This window comes from Chitinophaga sp. W3I9 (assembly GCF_050434025.1).
In the GTDB taxonomy this organism is placed as follows: domain Bacteria; phylum Bacteroidota; class Bacteroidia; order Chitinophagales; family Chitinophagaceae; genus Chitinophaga.
Genome location: NZ_JBNPWC010000001.1, coordinates 5467276 through 5482601, shown reverse-complemented (window position 1 = coordinate 5482601; position 15326 = coordinate 5467276). Strand labels below are relative to the sequence as shown.

Here is a 15326-nt window from a genome sequence, read left to right as displayed (position 1 = left end):
AAGCATATTTTATCTTATTTTGGTAGGGAATTGGTACTATGGAGCGTTTATTCCAAACAGTTATCTTACTGGGGGTAGTCCAGGGTTTTATTGCAAGCGGACTACTGTTTTTCTCCACCAGGAAACGGGTGGCGAACCGCTTTTTAGCAGGGTTGATCTTCCTGCTCAGTATGGCCAGTTTTTGTTTGTGCGGTTCCTATTATCACTGGTTCGACGTTCCGCTGCTCAATTTGCTGTCGCAGTTACTACCGCTCATTGTGATAATGCCAGTGGGGCCGCTGATGTATTTTTACATACAATCTTTTTGTGATCCGGAATTCACGCTCACACGGCAACGGCGGAGGCATTTCTGGCCGGTGGTCATCGACCTCGGAGCGCCCGTTGCAGCTATCGTATTTGTGGCAGGTGTGCTAACAGGTGTATTGAAGAATAACCCGCAGCCGTGGGGCATCTTTATAGATACTTACAATGTATATTCAGATATTCCACGATGGATATCGCTGGCCATTTATACGGGGTTGTCTTTTAAATTCCTGGCGGTATATAAAAGCAATCGCCCGGCTGACGCCGGCCTGCGCTGGCTGCAGCAGCTCACCTGGCTGTTTGCCGGCTTCCTCACTATCTGGCTGGTATACCTGGTGCCGTATATCATTCCCGGTTATACCGACGTGATACTCGATAAATTTGACTGGTATCCTATTTATATACCTGTTACAATCCTGATTTACTGGCTGGGTATTAAGGGATATATTATTTCTTACCAGGAAATGGTAACGGCTAAGAAAGCCGAAACGATATTGCCGGAATCGACTACCACGCCTGCAGTATTGTTGCTGAAAAAAGCGATGGAAGAAGACCGGTTATTTCTGAATGCGGCCCTTACGCTGCAAATGGTGGCCAAACATACCGGTTTACCGCCAAAAACTATTTCGGCGGTATTGAACCAGCATCTTCATAAAAATTTTAATGAGTATGTAAACGGCTACCGTATTAACCTGTTCAAAGAAAAATTGTTACAGGAGGATGCTGACCAATTAACTTTCGCTGGCATTGCATATGATTGCGGATTTTCTTCACCTGCTACTTTCCAGCGGGTGTTTAAGCAATTCACGGGCATGTCGCCCTCCGAATTCCGGAAAAGTGCGCATGAAGCACAAAAAGCGGTGCTTTAATTTGTCTCAAATCCGGATATGAGTAGGTGAGAATGCTGTAAACAGGGAGCTTTGCCATCAAAAAATAACCCGGATGGCACCTCGCTCAACTTTTTCGTTCTACGCATTTTTGATGATCGTTTTTTTATTATTGGGTTGCCGCACTACCCGGCCGGCACAAAAGGTTGCAGCGGTCACCTCCCGTGATACCGTGTGGAGTGCTGCAGCAATATCCCGTTTTGAAAAGAAACTGGAACATCTCCGGGAAAAATACCATATCCCTGGATTGTCGGTGGGCGTGGTAAATGAACAAAAGCTGGTATGGAAAAAAGGCTTTGGCTACGCCGACCTGGAGCAACAAACGGCGCCGGATGAAAATACCGTTTACCAGGTGGCTTCTGTTACCAAAACGTTTGGTTCCATTATTCTCATGCAGCAGGTACAGGCGGGGAAGGTAAGCCTGGATGATCCTATCGGCAAATACGGGATCAACCTGGGCGCCCGCTGGGGTAGTGATCCACGGATCAAAATAAAGCACCTGCTTACCCATACCGCGATGGGCAACATGTTTAACAGCTATAAGCCTGGTTATGTGTTCCGCTATAACGGCAATTGGTATAATCAACTGGGGAAGGTAATTGCGCAATCGTCGGGGCATAGTTTCGGTGAGTTGCTGATGGAGCAGATCATTACGCCGTTGTCGCTGAAAAATACGGTACCGAGTACAGACGACAGCCTGAACTTCACGTTAACCGGTTATGATAAAGCGGCATTCATGCAGCGGGTAGCGAGGCCGTACGACTGGAAGCACCAGCAGTGGCAGCCTGTTACTTTTTCATATGGTTTTGGCCCGGCGGCGGGTATAATGAGCAATGTGGCCGACCTGGCGGTTTATTCTACTGCTATTGATAAGAAAATGTTCCTGGCAGACAGCACCTGGGAGAAAGTGTTCACGCCTTATGTTACCCCCAAAGGTAAAACCATCCAGTATGGACTGGGATGGTATGTAAAGTATTACAAAGGCGTAAAAGTGGTGTGGCATACCGGCTGGTGGACCGGCTATTCAGCCCTGTTTGTGAAGATTCCGGAGAGGGATCTGACATTTATTGTACTGGCCAATTCCCAGGATCTGAGCCGGCCTTTCTATCACATTATGAGACCTTTGCCGGGGATCGGGATGCTTAATCCTTTCCGGCGCAATCTGAACAAAACACTGCGTGCTTCCGCATTTGGGGAAGCCTTCCTGGATCAGTTCCTGGAGTGAATCCGGGTTAATGTGCGCCCGGATCGGGCTCAAAGTCCAGTGATACAGAGTTCATGCAAAACCTTTTGTGCGTAGGAGGGGGGCCGTCGTCAAAGATATGCCCGAGGTGCGAGCCGCAACGTTCGCAGATCACTTCCGTCCTTTGCATGCCAAAGGAATTATCTTCCTTGTAGATCACGCTGTTGGCTTTGAGTGGTTCAAAAAAACTGGGCCAGCCGCAGGTGCTGGCAAATTTGGCATCTGACCTGAACAAAGGATTGCCGCAAACCGCACAATAGTAACTGCCTTTCACCTCGGAATCCCAGTATTTGCCCGTAAATGCCCGTTCAGTGGCATTTTCCCTGGCGACGGCGTAGAGGTCGGACGGCAATATTTTTTTCCATTCTGCATTAGTAATATGCAGTTTCCGTGTATCCGTTCTGGAGTAGTAAGGATTTTTCACTGGCGCTTGTTTATTGTCGCTGTTCTGGCTATGGCAGGCAATCTGTGTAGCCAGGATCAGTGTTAAAAGAAATATTATTCTCATCTCGCTAAAAAATACTGGTGAATAATACAATAACCCAAAATTACCGCTTTAAATCCGTAATAAAGACGGCTATCCTGTTAGTCGGATGAGCCGCCTTTTCCTTACACAGTCTTTAAAATAAATGTGCCAATACCTTTTCCATTGCTGTTTGCAGCCGGGTGCGGAGCGGTGCCAGTCCGCGGTAGCCCTGGAGGTGCAGTGCAGGGTCAAAGTAGCTTACTGCGGTGGTGTTTTCGCCGGTTTCCCGCAATACCAGTTTAAGGGGCGCCTCTATCACTGCTTCAGGGGCATTTTGGAGCAACGACTGCATATATACCGGGTGGAAAAACAACAGCTGGCGGATGGGCGCGGTGGTGATGCCATGACTGGCCAGTATGGCCTGGGGGTTAATTTCGTGCAGCAGCAGGAAGCCGCTGCTGGTAATGGCTTCCCTGGCGCTCAGTAATAATCCGTTAAAAGGTTTGTGGACGGTAACGGTGATGTTATTCGTTTTCATGAACAGCGGGTTTTAGAGGCGTTACCACTTCAGGCCAGTCGACTTCCGTGCCGGCTACTACGTTGAGATAGTTGGTGAAGATATTTCTTACCACGTTGGCAATGATTTCCAGGATGGCGCCATCGGTGTAACCGGCCGCGCGGAGTGTGCTGACATTGGCTTCCGACAGGCTTTGGGGGGTGGTGAGCAGCTGCCGGGTGAACTGCATGGCGGCATCTGTTTTTTCGTCGCCCGCTTTCATTTCCCGTGCGTCGCGGATGTCTGCTGCTGTTAAGCCGGTACGGGCGCCGAGGTAGCTGTGGGCCGACAGGCAATAGCTGCAGCCGTTATATTCCGCGGCGGCGAGGGCAATCCTTTCCGCCATGGCGTTGCCGATACTTCCTTTGCGGAGTGCGTTGCTGAATTGTACGTAGGCTTCGAGTACGGCGGGCGATTGGGCCATTACGCCGTACATGTTGGGAATGCGGCCCAGTGAGCGGGCTACCTGTTCCAGTACCGGCTTTGCCTCCGGTGCGGCCGTTGCTGCTGATAAGACAGGAATTGTATTCATGAGAATATGTATTTAGTTATAGACAAATTTGTCTATAACAGGGTATAAAAATAGCCCTGATCCCAGGGCGATGATAAATATTATGGCTGGCCTATCAGCAACCGGACGGTTTTCTTCGCCGTTTTCACCGGCCAAAGCTCCCGGTATACTTTACTTTCCACAATAGCACCTTCAAACAGGAGGTAAACCGTATCTGCCAGTGCAGCTGTTTGTCCCGGTACAGCGATTAACAACTGATGCAGGTACTTCCGCAGTTTACGCTTGTGTTCCAGCACCTGTAGCTGCATCTCCGGCTGGCTGTCGCCGATTTCCGCCAGCATGTTTATAAAGCGGCAGCCTTTAAAATCCTGTTGTGGCAGCTGCTGCTCCAGGAAATCGAATACGGCGAGAAGTCTTTCCACCGGTGTCTTTTTTTTCTCCACCATGGCGGTAATCCCGGCAAACCAGGCCGTTCTGGCTTCTTTCAGGTAGGCCAGTCCGAGTTCTTCTTTGGAGCCAAAATGGCTGTACAGGCTGGCTTTGGCTACGCCGGCTTCTTCCAGTACCTGGTTAATGCCGGTGGAGTTATATCCCTGTTCGTAAAACAACCGCGCTGCGGTAGCCAGTATTTTTTCTTTCGGATTCCCTGGTCGTGCCATAATGATACAAAGTTAGTGCATCTTTTTAATAATAGACAAATTTGTCTATTATACATTTTCCCTGTTTTTTTTCGGGAGATAATTATCTTAGAGGATATCTTCATGCTTAAATCCTCATCACATTGCTACGTAAAATATTTTTTACCTTCGTTATTATGTTTTTCGGCGGCCTTGCTACACATGCGCAGCAGTTCTATCTCTTTGTAGGAAGTTACAATCACAACAAGGAGAAAGATGGCGTATACCTGTTCAGGTTTAACGATCAGACCGGTACATTACAACAGGTATCTGCCACTAAAGGCATTCTCAATCCTTCTTTTCTTACGTTATCGCCTGACGGGAAATATATTTACGCCTGCTCGGAGGCGCAAACGCCAAATGTAGGTGGTGTAAGCAGTTTTGCTTTCGACAGTGTTAAAGAAACGGTGACACTGGTGGACCGGCAGGACAGCGGCGGCGATAATCCCGCCTATGTGGGAGTAGATCCAACAGGTAAATGGCTTATCTGTGCTAATTACAGCGGTGGCAGTCTTTCCATTTTCCCGCTCACCGGCGGCGGACATATAGCGCCCGCCAAACAAACCATTGCTTTTAAAGACAGCAGCGTTGTACGTAGCCGGCAACTGAGCTCGCATATCCACGCGGCGGTTTTTTCTCCTGACGGTAAATATGCTTTTTTTCCGGACCTCGGTGCAGATAAGATCCATGCCTATCAACTGGCGCCGGACGCCGCAGAGCCACTGCAGCCGGCCAACCCGCCGTTTGCCCGTACCACTCCCGGCAGCGGTCCCCGGCATATCACGTTTCATCCCCGGCTGCCAATGGCTTATTGTATTGAAGAAATCAGCGGCACCGTTACGGCATACCAGTACCACGCCGGTAAACTGGATAGCTTCCAACGGGTAGATGCCCGCCTGGAAAAAAAACAGGCCGACTATGGCAGCGCTGATATCCATATCTCCCCCGATGGCCGCTTCCTGTATGCTTCTACCAGGGAAGATGCCAACAGTATATTTATCTATTCCATTAACCAGCGGAACGGACGACTGAAACAAATAGGCGTTGAATCCACGCAGGGTAAACATCCCCGGAATTTTGTAATCGATCCTACGGGCAGGTTTTTATTGGTAGCCAACCAGAAAACGGGGAATATTGTTGTTTTTAAAAGGGATCAGAAAAGCGGGCTGCTAAAGAAAACAGGTGTGGAAGTAACGTTGCCTAATCCATCGTCTTTGCAGATCAGGGCTTATGCCAGATAATAAGGATCAGCATAAGCAACAAGAGATATAATACCCACTTTACTATTTTGTAGGTATTCGTTTTGAAGAAGATATTCTTCTTAATAGTGCCGGTATCATCAAAACGTTCAGTGATCCTGGAAAGCTCGCCGTGGGTGAGCTTTCCCCATAGTTCCCCTGTATCGTTTAACAATTTCAGGGTGGTGACATAAAACATCACCGGAAAGGAACTGCCCGGGAAACGTTTCCTGGTCATCACCGCGGTTGCCACCAGTTCCACGGGTAAGGTACCAATGGCAAACAGCAACACCGGAATGGTCCAATAGGGTGCCGTAAACAGCAACACCAATGTTATTCCAACGCAAAGCAATATTGTTTCGGGCGTATTAGGCAAATTGCGGTAGGTATAAGTTGGATTATATTTACCCAAACGGCTGTTGCCAAGGCCATACCGGTAAGGACGTTTGTAGTTAGCGCGGCCATCATCCCACCAGGGATGCGTAACAGCCGCTTCCGGCAGTGATCTGAAATTCCGTTTGTTGTTATTGTCGCGTACATGCAGGAAGAAATCCACATCTTCACCGCCGCCGGCTTTTGGATAGTCGGTAGAAAAGCGCACATCGCCCACTGCACTTCTTTTTACCATGATATTCGCCGTTGCGCCCCAGGTAAAGGAGGGCTTATTCGCTGCCACAGAAAAGATATTTACATTGCCGTTAACGATAAGCGCCATGGCAAAATCACTGGGTGGTGGCGGCAAATGGATAAGGCCAATGAACCCGGTTTCATCCGGATATGCGGCGGCAGCAGCGGCATACCTGAACAGGAGGTCATCTGTTACCGTTACATCATCGTCCAGGAACAGGATCCAGTCGCCTTTTGAAACGGTTATACCACGGTTCCGGGTACCGGAAGCACCCAGATTTTTTTCATTGATATAAAGAAACACCTGGTCGTTGTCTGCCAGTTCCCGGATACTTTCGGCAGGTACTATATTGGGGTTATCTGCCATCAGGTAAAACTTAATGACAACATTATCCGGCCTCGGCAGGCGAAGCACCGGGAGCACATATTTTTCCTCCAGCCGGAAGGAAGGCATTACAACATCTATGGTGAGTTTCATACTTAACAGATAACAGTAGATAAATCAGGCTACATTCCTTACGGCGCCCAGAGGTCTTCTTCCCGCAGCAGCTTTTTCCTGTAACGTTTCAGCAGCATACGCACATACATCCACCAGCCCATTCCCCTGCGGATCAGTTGTAATTTATCTTTTAAAAATTGTGTGTCTTTATTGCCGGAGGAAAATCCCGTCATGTTATACAGTACAATGGTAACAGGATAATGCTGCTTCTTAAAGGTGCGGTCGCCCCAAACAAGGAGGTTAAGGGCATAATCCGCCAGCACTTTATATTGCAGGTCGTAGGAATATTTCCGGAAAACGCTTTTCGGGTAGATAATGGATTGATGGTTCATACAATACTTGGCGAGCCGGTATTCGCTGAAGCTGCCCTGTAAAAGCGGATATTCAACGGGGCCATTTGTATTGAACCCGGTGCTGTTGCCATAGTAAATGGTGTGATCATCGCTGAGATGTGCCGAGAGTTCACTGAAGCCTGGCAGGAGGCGGTCGTCGCTGCCCAGAAAATATAACCAGTTTCCGCCTGCCATCCGGATGCCCTTATTGAGTGCATCATAGATGCCCTTATCCGGTTCACTCACCCATTTCAACATTTCCAGGCCGGATTCTTTTACGATAGTCAGGGTATCATCTGTGCTGCCTCCGTCTACAATCACCACCTCGATTCCTTTCGCAGTCTGTTCCTTCACAGATTGCAGGCATTCTCTGAGGTGCTGACCGGCATTATATGTCGCTATAATTATGCTGATCAATACATCACCGGGTCGTTCATTCATTCGATATACTAGTTGATTACCGGGGCTAAAATTAGGGCTATTTGTTTGTTTTTTTATTTGGTTATTTGGATATTTTGTTGTGATAGCCCGGCATGATGTAACGCCATATCCAAATAACCAAATATTTAAAACAGGGGAATGTTTACTGGTTTACCCTGAACTTTTCAGTAGCCCCGATAGTAGTACGATTGCAGGTCATAGGCTGTGTGCCGCCTTCGCTGGAAACATACTTACCATTGCTGCCTTTCAGGGAAATGGTGCCATCGCTGTTGCTGATCCAATCGAACTGCTCCCAGGGACCAATAGCGGTACGGTTGCAGTTCATGGCCTGGGTTCCATTCTCTGAGCATACATAGAAGCCACTGTTTACCAGGGCCACTTTGCCGCTGCCGGCGCTTACCACGGAGAAATGTTCCCATCCCTGCGCCGTGGTGCGGTTGGCGTTCATGGGCTGGGCGCCGTTTTCACTGCACACGTACAGGTTATTGGCGCTTTTGAGGGTAATGGTTTGTCCGACCGGCGCGCCGCCGCCTCCGCCCACTACCGGCGCAGTAGGGCGGGTGGCAGTCAGGCCGATTTGGCCTTTCAGCATTTTACCCCCGTCGCCGGTCAAACGCAGGTAGTAATCGGCGGAGCAAACCACGCCATCTTCATCCAGGGTTACGAAGTTGGAACCTGCGGGAATGAAGGAGGTGTTTTCCGCTGTTTTGGCGATCTGGTTGCCTTCATTGTATTCGTCGAACATAGAAATGTAAATACCCTGGGCGCCTACCCGTACCATGTTGTAAAACTGGCGCCACATGAAGTCGCCATGTGCACGCTGGTGTTCCTGCAAATCGCCCGGCAGTACGCAGGGCTGATAGTCGATACCATTGTTGTTGCAATAAGCCTGGTCGGGCGTGTTTACATTGGTATAAAAATTATCTACATCAGCGATATTGCCGATCCTGCCTACCATCCATGGTGAAATCATATTCAGCGCGCTGTAGGTGGCGAGGAAGCCAGGTCTGGAATCGCTGGTTTCGGTACGCCAATGCGTAGGTACACCGCCGATTACATAGCAGCCCTGGTTTTTGAACCAGTTGATCACATCCAGGCATACCGCGGCAGACCAGGGGTGATTGGAATCGTTGAAGCCAAAGCCCCAGATACACACCACCGGTTTGCCGTTTTGCTTAGCGTAAGCGGAGGAGGAGGTGTAGGCCGACATTTTAGTAGTCCAGTCGGTTTTAATTTCCGACTGCATGTTAGTCCAGCCGCTCACATCATACATGATGTAGAACTTGCGGCCATAGTTTTCCGCGGCAGTTTTCACTTTTGCGGTAATGGCGTCGCGTACGGGTCCTTCGCTGCCATTAGGGTTAAAACGTTGCAGTGCGGCGGCGTCGATACCGTTTTGCTGCATCCACAGAAAGTGGGTGTTTACGGTTTGGTCGTTGAAAGAAGAGAACAGTTTCGCGGGTTGACCATTTCCCAGGTTGGCCCAGGCGGTTTGATAGGTGCTGCTGTAATCCCTTACATCGGGCCAGGACTTAATGCCATTATTCGTGGAAGAAGGCGATGCGCCCCAGTTCTGCGTCCAATGCCACCAGGCATTGATAGGGGAGCCATCGCCATTGGCGGCAAACCAGCCCTGGTAGCCTACCGTAATTTTGCCGACTACGTCGCCTACAGGAGAGCCCAGCGCGTTGACGCCTGATTTTTTGCCATTGAGCGACTGGAGTGAATTGACGGCCTCTTTTTTGGAGCAGCCAACAGACAATGCAACAAGGGTTGCGAAGAGAAGATGCAACTTGTTTTTCATGTGTGGAACAATTGATGATGATTAGGAATTACTATCGGATTTGCTACCGTGGTTTTCTTAGAATAATGCCGGGCTACAGATAATGAAACGTGGAAGTTTCCTGGTGCAATTAAGGGGAGAGGCACTAATCAGTGCATTAATAAAGGGCTAATAAATCAATTAGGGCTGATTTTTTTTACCCGGAGCCGTAATGCGGTCTCCAGGTAGCGGATATAAATCGAGATCTACTGGCGCTGATCAGGGAAACCCGGCGTGTAATTCGTTAACGGTGTTAAAAATGTAATCCGGTAATGCAGCTTGTAATTCCTGCGTACTGCCGTAACCGTAGCCCACTGCAATGGCAGGTAAACGGTTTTTCTGTGCGCCTATAATATCGTGTTTACGGTCGCCCACCATAATGGTGTTGCCGGCGCTCAGTTGTTGTTCGGACATTACATAGCGGATCAGTTCCGCCTTATCTGACCGGGTACCATCCAGTTCGCTGCCATACACTGCCGTAAAATAAGGCTCCAGGTTAAAGTGCCGGATCACGATATCCGCAAATACCTGTGGCTTGGAAGTGGCAACAAAGAGCCGCCGCCCCTGTGACCGCAGCGCAGTGAGTAATTCCGGGATACCTGCATATTGTTCATTTTCATAAATACCGGTTTCTTTGAAATATTCCCGGTAAGCGCCCACGGCCTCCCAGGCCTGTGATTCGCTAAAGCCATAATAATCGATGAACGATTGCTGCAGCGGGGGACCAATAAACGGCACGAGCTTTTGCAGGTCCGGTTCGAAGATGCCTGCCTTTGCCAACGCATACTGAACAGATTTCGTTATACCGGTTTTAGGATCTGTCAACGTACCATCGAGGTCAAATAAAATATTGCTGTATTTCATAACAACCGCAATATAATTAAAAAGAGGACGTTGAATAAGTTGGCGTTATTTCTTAGCTTACAACTGAATACAACTGTCACATGAATGATTTCTTCCGGAACTCCCTGTCCGCTATTACCGTTATTTTCTTACTGGCAGGATGCACCAAAAGTGAATCCCAAACCATTATTGCCACCGGTTACAGTGATGTGGACCAGGTGCTGAGCGATTCTGTGCCTGTGGCTTTCGCCGGTAAGTGTTATGCAGTGATTCATGAAAATGGGAAAACGGTATATGCCAAAGGATTTGGAGGTTATACCGGAAGTACCAGGCAGCTTATCGCCTCCTGTTCCAAATGGTTATCTGCGGCGGTGATCATGAGCCTGGTGGACGAAGGAAAAATAAAGCTCACTGACAGTGTGGGAAAATACCTGCCCGTTTTTACTACTTATCATAAGGGAGATATCACCATTGCGCAACTCTTCTCCCATACATCCGGTTTCCCCGGAAATTCTTCCCAGGGATATGAATCCAATGTATTGATTACGCTTACACAGGCGGCAGATGGGATAGCGCGGAATGTAGCGCTGTTGAATCCGCCGGGTACTACCTTTTATTATGGCGGCGTAAGTATGCAGGTAGCCGGCCGTATCTGTGAAGTGGCATCCGGTAAAAGCTGGAAGGACCTCGCTGCCGATAAGATATTTACGCCCTGCGGCATGACCAATACTGATTTTGGTCTTACTGCCAATCCGCAGATAGGCGGCGGCGCCCGGAGCACACCGGACGATTATATCCGCTTTCTCGACATGATCATGAACAAAGGCGTGGCTGCAAACGGCGCCCGTGTGCTCAGCGAAGCAGCGGTAACAGCGATGGAGGAAAGTCAGACTGCCCATGTTGCCGTTACCTATTCCCCTTATCCTGCGGTACTGCTAAATACAAAAGATTTCTATGGCACCGGCAACTGGCGGGATGTAACCGGTCCGGGTGGTGCATTGATCGAAAACAGCAGCCCCGGCGCCTTTGGGAGCCATCCCTGGGTAAACCGCGATAAAAAGCGCACGGGTTTCATCTTCACTTTTATTGCCGCCAATGGCTACCTTTCCACCATGCCCACCTGTTTAAAGATCCGCGCGCTGGTGAGGAATAAATAACGCACTCATTTTACCCGTCTGAAAGTATGTAAATACTATATTAAGTCAATATAGTGTCTGTTTTAGTCAATTTTCAGGGAGCACGGTTACCCCGTTGCCGTTAATTTTGATGGCATACAAATTCCACGGAAGAATCATATACCTATGATCTGCCGCAGTCGGAGATTATTAATAGCAAGCGGGGACACAGCCTGCTACATCAAAAACGTTATCCGAAAAACATGAGTCAGCAACTTTTTTCTTTCAGGCGTATTGTAATTGCCGGCATCGTGTTGATGGCCGGTTTTCAGCCATCAACCGCTGAAGCGCAGCAGCGGCCTTTACGGCTCTGGTATAACAAGCCGGCAAAGGTTTGGGAGGAAACGGTACCACTTGGGAATGGACGCCTCGGTATGATGCCGGACGGCGGTATCGCCCGGGAGAAGATCGTTTTAAATGATATCACGCTCTGGTCCGGCGCGCCCCAGGACGCCAACAATTACGAGGCGTACAAACAACTGCCTGCTATCCGGCAGCTGCTGGCTGAGGGTAAGAATAACGAGGCGCAGGCGCTGATGGATAAATCATTTGTGTGTACCGGCAAAGGCTCCGGGGATGTGCCTTTCGGATGTTTCCAGATGCTGGGCGAGTTATCGCTGCAGTTCAGTTATCCTACAGCGGATACCCCTGCCCGTTATGAAAGGGTTTTATCATTGAATGAGGCCATTGCCACTACAGCTTATACCATTAACGGGGTCGCCTATACGCGCGAATATTTTACAGACTTTAACGGCGATGTAGGCGTGATCCGCCTAACAGCTGGTAAAGGCGGACAGCTGAATATGCGGGTAGCTATCAGTCGCCCGGAAAGAGCCACCATCGGCACAGAAGGGCAGGAGCTGCAAATGTCCGGCGAATTAAAAAGCGGTACTGCCAACCCTGGTATGAAATACCTGACCAGGGTACGGGCAAAGCTAAAAGATGGCCGGCTGCTAACGGACAGGGATACACTGGTTATAAAAGATGCCACAGAAGTAATCCTGTATGTATCCACCGCGACCGATTTCAGAAATGCCGGTTACCGGGAACAAACCAAACAATTGCTCGCTGCGGCCATGCGTAAAGGTTATGGGCAGCAGAAGCAACAGCATATCGCTGCTTTTCAGCGTTTATTCAACCGCGTTAGCATGGAATTGGGCGGCGCCAGTGCGGAGCAGGTGCCTACCGATCAGCGGCTCATCAATTTTCACAAAGCGCCGGCGGCGGACAACGGGTTGCCTGTATTGTTTTACCAATATGGCCGTTACCTGAGCATCAGCAGTACCCGCGTAGGTTTGCTGCCACCTAATTTACAGGGGCTGTGGGCCAACCAGATCCAGACGCCCTGGAATGGTGACTACCACCTCGATGTAAATGTGCAGATGAACCACTGGCCGGTGGAAGTGAGCAACCTGCCGGAGCTGAACCTGCCACTGGCGGAGCTGGTACACGGATTGGTGAAACCCGGCGAAAGAACTGCCAAAGCCTATTATAATGCAGAAGGATGGGTGGCGCATGTGATCACCAATATATGGGGCTTCACGGAACCGGGAGAAAGCGCTTCCTGGGGTGTTACCAAATCCGGGTCGGGGTGGTTGTGTAATAATCTTTGGGAGCATTATGCTTTTACCAATGATAAAAAATACCTGGAAGATATATACCCGGTGTTGAAGGGCTCTGCGGAATTTTACAGCAGCATGCTGATAAAAGATGATAAAACAGGATGGCTTGTTACTTCGCCCTCTTCTTCTCCTGAAAATTCTTTTTATCTGCCCAACGGCCAAACTGCCAGTATCTGCAACGGTCCTACTATTGATAACCAGATTATCCGCGAGCTGTTCATGAATGTGATCACCGCTGCCCGGAAACTCGGGAAGGATGCGGCCCTTGCCAACACGCTGACAGAGAAATTAAAACAGCTGCCGCCTGCGGGCAGGGTGGGGAAAGACGGACGATTAATGGAGTGGCTGGAAGAGTACAAGGAGACAGAACCCACGCACCGTCACATTTCACATTTGTATGGATTGTACCCGGCTTCGCTGATTACACCGGAAGCCACGCCGGAACTGGCCGAAGCCTGCAAAAAAACGCTGGAAGTGAGGGGCGACGACGGCCCCAGCTGGTCCATTGCCTATAAGTTATTATTTTGGGCAAGACTGCACGATGGCAACCGCGCGTTTAAATTGTTTGCAGGACTGATCAAACCCACTTATAATACAGACATTAACTATGGCGCGGGTGGCGGCATTTATGCCAACCTGTTTTCCGCGGGTCCTCCATTTCAGATTGATGGTAACTTCGGCGGTGCAGCAGGACTGGCTGAAATGCTGCTGCAAAGTCATGCCGGCTTTATAGACCTGTTGCCAGCTTTACCCGATGCGTGGAAGGCTTCCGGTACGGTAAAGGGACTGAAAGCACGCGGTAATTATACGGTAGATATGACCTGGAAAAACGGCCTGGTTACCAATTACAAGATCCGCGGCGCCGCCACGCATAAAGTAAAAGTAAAGATCAACGGGGTCATAAAAGAGATACAACCAGTGAAAATATGATCAGGAAAATAGCAGGATTTATATTAAGTATAGTCGTTACCGTTAGTATACAGGCGCAGGATAAATTTATCACACGTTACGGTCGCCTTGACAACGTAAGGTATCACATCAAAACAGATAAAAGAGCTACCGTTACTTTCCTGGGCGGTTCTATCACCAATATGGAAGGCTGGCGTACGAAGGTGTGCGATTACCTTACGGCGGCGTATCCGGCAACTGATTTCCGTTTCATCAATGCAGGTATTCCATCGCTGGGCAGCTTGCCGCATGCATTCCGGTTTGAACAAGATGTGCTGGGCAAGGGGAAGACCGACCTGCTATTCCTGGAAGCGGCGGTAAACGACCGGGTGAATGGTACCAATGAAGTAACGCAGCGCCGTGCTATGGAAGGGATCATCCGTCATGCGCTGAAAGCGAATCCGCAGGTGAATATTGTACTGATGGCTTTTGTTGATGAGGATAAGATGGCCGACTATCACGCCGGTAAAGTGCCGGTAGAAGTGCAGGTGCATGAAGATCTTGCCAAAAAATACCACCTGCCGTTTATCAATCTTGCCAAAGAAATTACGACCCGCATTGATGCCCGTGAGTTTACCTGGAAAGATGATTTTAAAGACCTGCATCCTGCTCCTTTTGGTCAGCAGTTATATTTTAACGCTATAAAACGTTTGCTGGAAGAAGATTTCAGCGCACCGGCGCCGGAACGTTTATTATCCGTGAAACTGCCCCGCGCTGCGGATCCGCTCAATTATGAAAACAGCGCCTATGGCGATATTCATGACGCCGTTCATCAGAATGGTTTTCGCATTATTGCTTCCTGGGAGCCATCTGATAACGTAGGTACCCGCCCGGGATTTGTGAAAGTGCCAATGCTTGTGTCGGACACGGCGCGCGCCAGTGTTGACTATCCTTTCACCGGGAGGACTATTGGCATCAGCATTGTTTCCGGTCCGGATGCAGGTGTAATCAGCTATCGTATCGATGGCGGTGCTGTTCAGCAAAAGGATCTGCGCACGCAGTGGAGTAAAAGCCTGTACCTGCCGTGGTACCTTATATTGGGCGATGACCTGAAGCCGGGCAGGCATATACTTAGTTTGCAAAAAGAAGGGGATGCTACTGTTTGCCGGGTAGTGTATTTCCTGGTGAACAAATAA

At 49.3% G+C, this 15326-nt stretch carries 14 protein-coding genes; 6 read left to right on the top strand and 8 right to left on the bottom strand.

Translation table 11 applies throughout. From position 1 onward, the window contains the following. The first annotated feature begins 38 nt into the window (after nucleotides 1-38). Together QFZ51_RS22155 and QFZ51_RS22150 are read left to right on the top strand one after the other, a co-directional pair. Nucleotides 39-1172 carry a helix-turn-helix domain-containing protein gene (locus tag QFZ51_RS22155; RefSeq protein WP_429048972.1) on the top strand — a complete coding sequence of 378 codons (1134 nt, stop codon included), beginning with the start codon at nucleotides 39-41 and terminating at the stop codon, nucleotides 1170-1172. Between the two features lie 73 nt (nucleotides 1173-1245). Next, nucleotides 1246-2415: a serine hydrolase domain-containing protein gene (locus QFZ51_RS22150; RefSeq protein ID WP_429048971.1), complete on the top strand. Its 1170-nt coding sequence runs from the start codon at nucleotides 1246-1248 to the stop codon at nucleotides 2413-2415. Nucleotides 2416-2422: 7 nt separating this feature from the next. On the opposite strand, the gene msrB is transcribed toward QFZ51_RS22150, so the two are convergent. The 4 genes from msrB to QFZ51_RS22130 all read right to left on the bottom strand — a co-directional run bounded on the left by msrB (nucleotide 2423) and on the right by QFZ51_RS22130 (nucleotide 4625). After that, complete coding sequence (gene msrB / locus QFZ51_RS22145) at nucleotides 2423-2941, bottom strand: peptide-methionine (R)-S-oxide reductase MsrB (RefSeq protein ID WP_370912085.1); 519 nt, start codon at nucleotides 2939-2941, stop codon at nucleotides 2423-2425. Nucleotides 2942-3053: 112 nt separating this feature from the next. Next, nucleotides 3054-3437 carry a DUF302 domain-containing protein gene (locus tag QFZ51_RS22140; protein WP_429048968.1) on the bottom strand — a complete coding sequence of 128 codons (384 nt, stop codon included), beginning with the start codon at nucleotides 3435-3437 and terminating at the stop codon, nucleotides 3054-3056. Then, nucleotides 3424-3987 (bottom strand): carboxymuconolactone decarboxylase family protein, encoded by a 564-nt coding sequence (locus QFZ51_RS22135; RefSeq protein ID WP_429048966.1) that lies wholly within the window; start codon nucleotides 3985-3987, stop codon nucleotides 3424-3426. Before QFZ51_RS22135 ends, QFZ51_RS22140 begins: the two co-directional genes overlap by 14 nt. Before the next feature lie 80 nt (nucleotides 3988-4067). Further along, a complete protein-coding gene (locus QFZ51_RS22130) occupies nucleotides 4068-4625 on the bottom strand; it encodes a TetR/AcrR family transcriptional regulator (RefSeq protein WP_429048964.1) in 558 nt (185 codons plus the stop codon). Nucleotides 4626-4747: 122 nt separating this feature from the next. Between QFZ51_RS22130 and QFZ51_RS22125 the strand changes: the two genes are divergently transcribed. Then, nucleotides 4748-5884 carry a lactonase family protein gene (locus QFZ51_RS22125; RefSeq protein WP_429048962.1) on the top strand — a complete coding sequence of 379 codons (1137 nt, stop codon included), beginning with the start codon at nucleotides 4748-4750 and terminating at the stop codon, nucleotides 5882-5884. Here the strand turns inward: QFZ51_RS22125 and QFZ51_RS22120 are convergent. The 4 genes from QFZ51_RS22120 to QFZ51_RS22105 all read right to left on the bottom strand — a co-directional run bounded on the left by QFZ51_RS22120 (nucleotide 5865) and on the right by QFZ51_RS22105 (nucleotide 10466). Then, on the bottom strand, nucleotides 5865-6986 hold the full coding sequence (locus tag QFZ51_RS22120; RefSeq protein ID WP_429048959.1) for a glycosyltransferase: 1122 nt from the start codon (nucleotides 6984-6986) through the stop codon (nucleotides 5865-5867). The genes QFZ51_RS22125 and QFZ51_RS22120 overlap by 20 nt on opposite strands. Before the next feature lie 38 nt (nucleotides 6987-7024). Further along, entirely contained in the window at nucleotides 7025-7780 is a 756-nt protein-coding gene (locus QFZ51_RS22115; RefSeq protein WP_429048956.1) for a glycosyltransferase family 2 protein, read from the bottom strand. A gap of 142 nt (nucleotides 7781-7922) precedes the next feature. Next, a complete protein-coding gene (locus tag QFZ51_RS22110) occupies nucleotides 7923-9584 on the bottom strand; it encodes a lectin (RefSeq protein ID WP_429048953.1) in 1662 nt (553 codons plus the stop codon). A 237-nt stretch (nucleotides 9585-9821) separates the two neighbouring features. Beyond that, nucleotides 9822-10466, bottom strand: a complete 645-nt coding sequence (locus QFZ51_RS22105; protein WP_429048951.1) for an HAD family hydrolase — start codon at nucleotides 10464-10466, stop codon at nucleotides 9822-9824. 80 nt (nucleotides 10467-10546) lie between these two features. Between QFZ51_RS22105 and QFZ51_RS22100 the strand changes: the two genes are divergently transcribed. The 3 genes from QFZ51_RS22100 (at nucleotide 10547) to QFZ51_RS22090 (ending at nucleotide 15326) form a co-directional block, all read left to right on the top strand. Next, complete coding sequence (locus QFZ51_RS22100; RefSeq protein WP_429048949.1) at nucleotides 10547-11602, top strand: serine hydrolase domain-containing protein; 1056 nt, start codon at nucleotides 10547-10549, stop codon at nucleotides 11600-11602. A gap of 221 nt (nucleotides 11603-11823) precedes the next feature. Continuing rightward, on the top strand, nucleotides 11824-14172 hold the full coding sequence (locus tag QFZ51_RS22095; protein WP_429048946.1) for a glycoside hydrolase family 95 protein: 2349 nt from the start codon (nucleotides 11824-11826) through the stop codon (nucleotides 14170-14172). Beyond that, nucleotides 14169-15326 carry an SGNH/GDSL hydrolase family protein gene (locus tag QFZ51_RS22090; RefSeq protein ID WP_429048945.1) on the top strand — a complete coding sequence of 386 codons (1158 nt, stop codon included), beginning with the start codon at nucleotides 14169-14171 and terminating at the stop codon, nucleotides 15324-15326. The genes QFZ51_RS22095 and QFZ51_RS22090 overlap by 4 nt, the downstream gene beginning before the upstream one ends.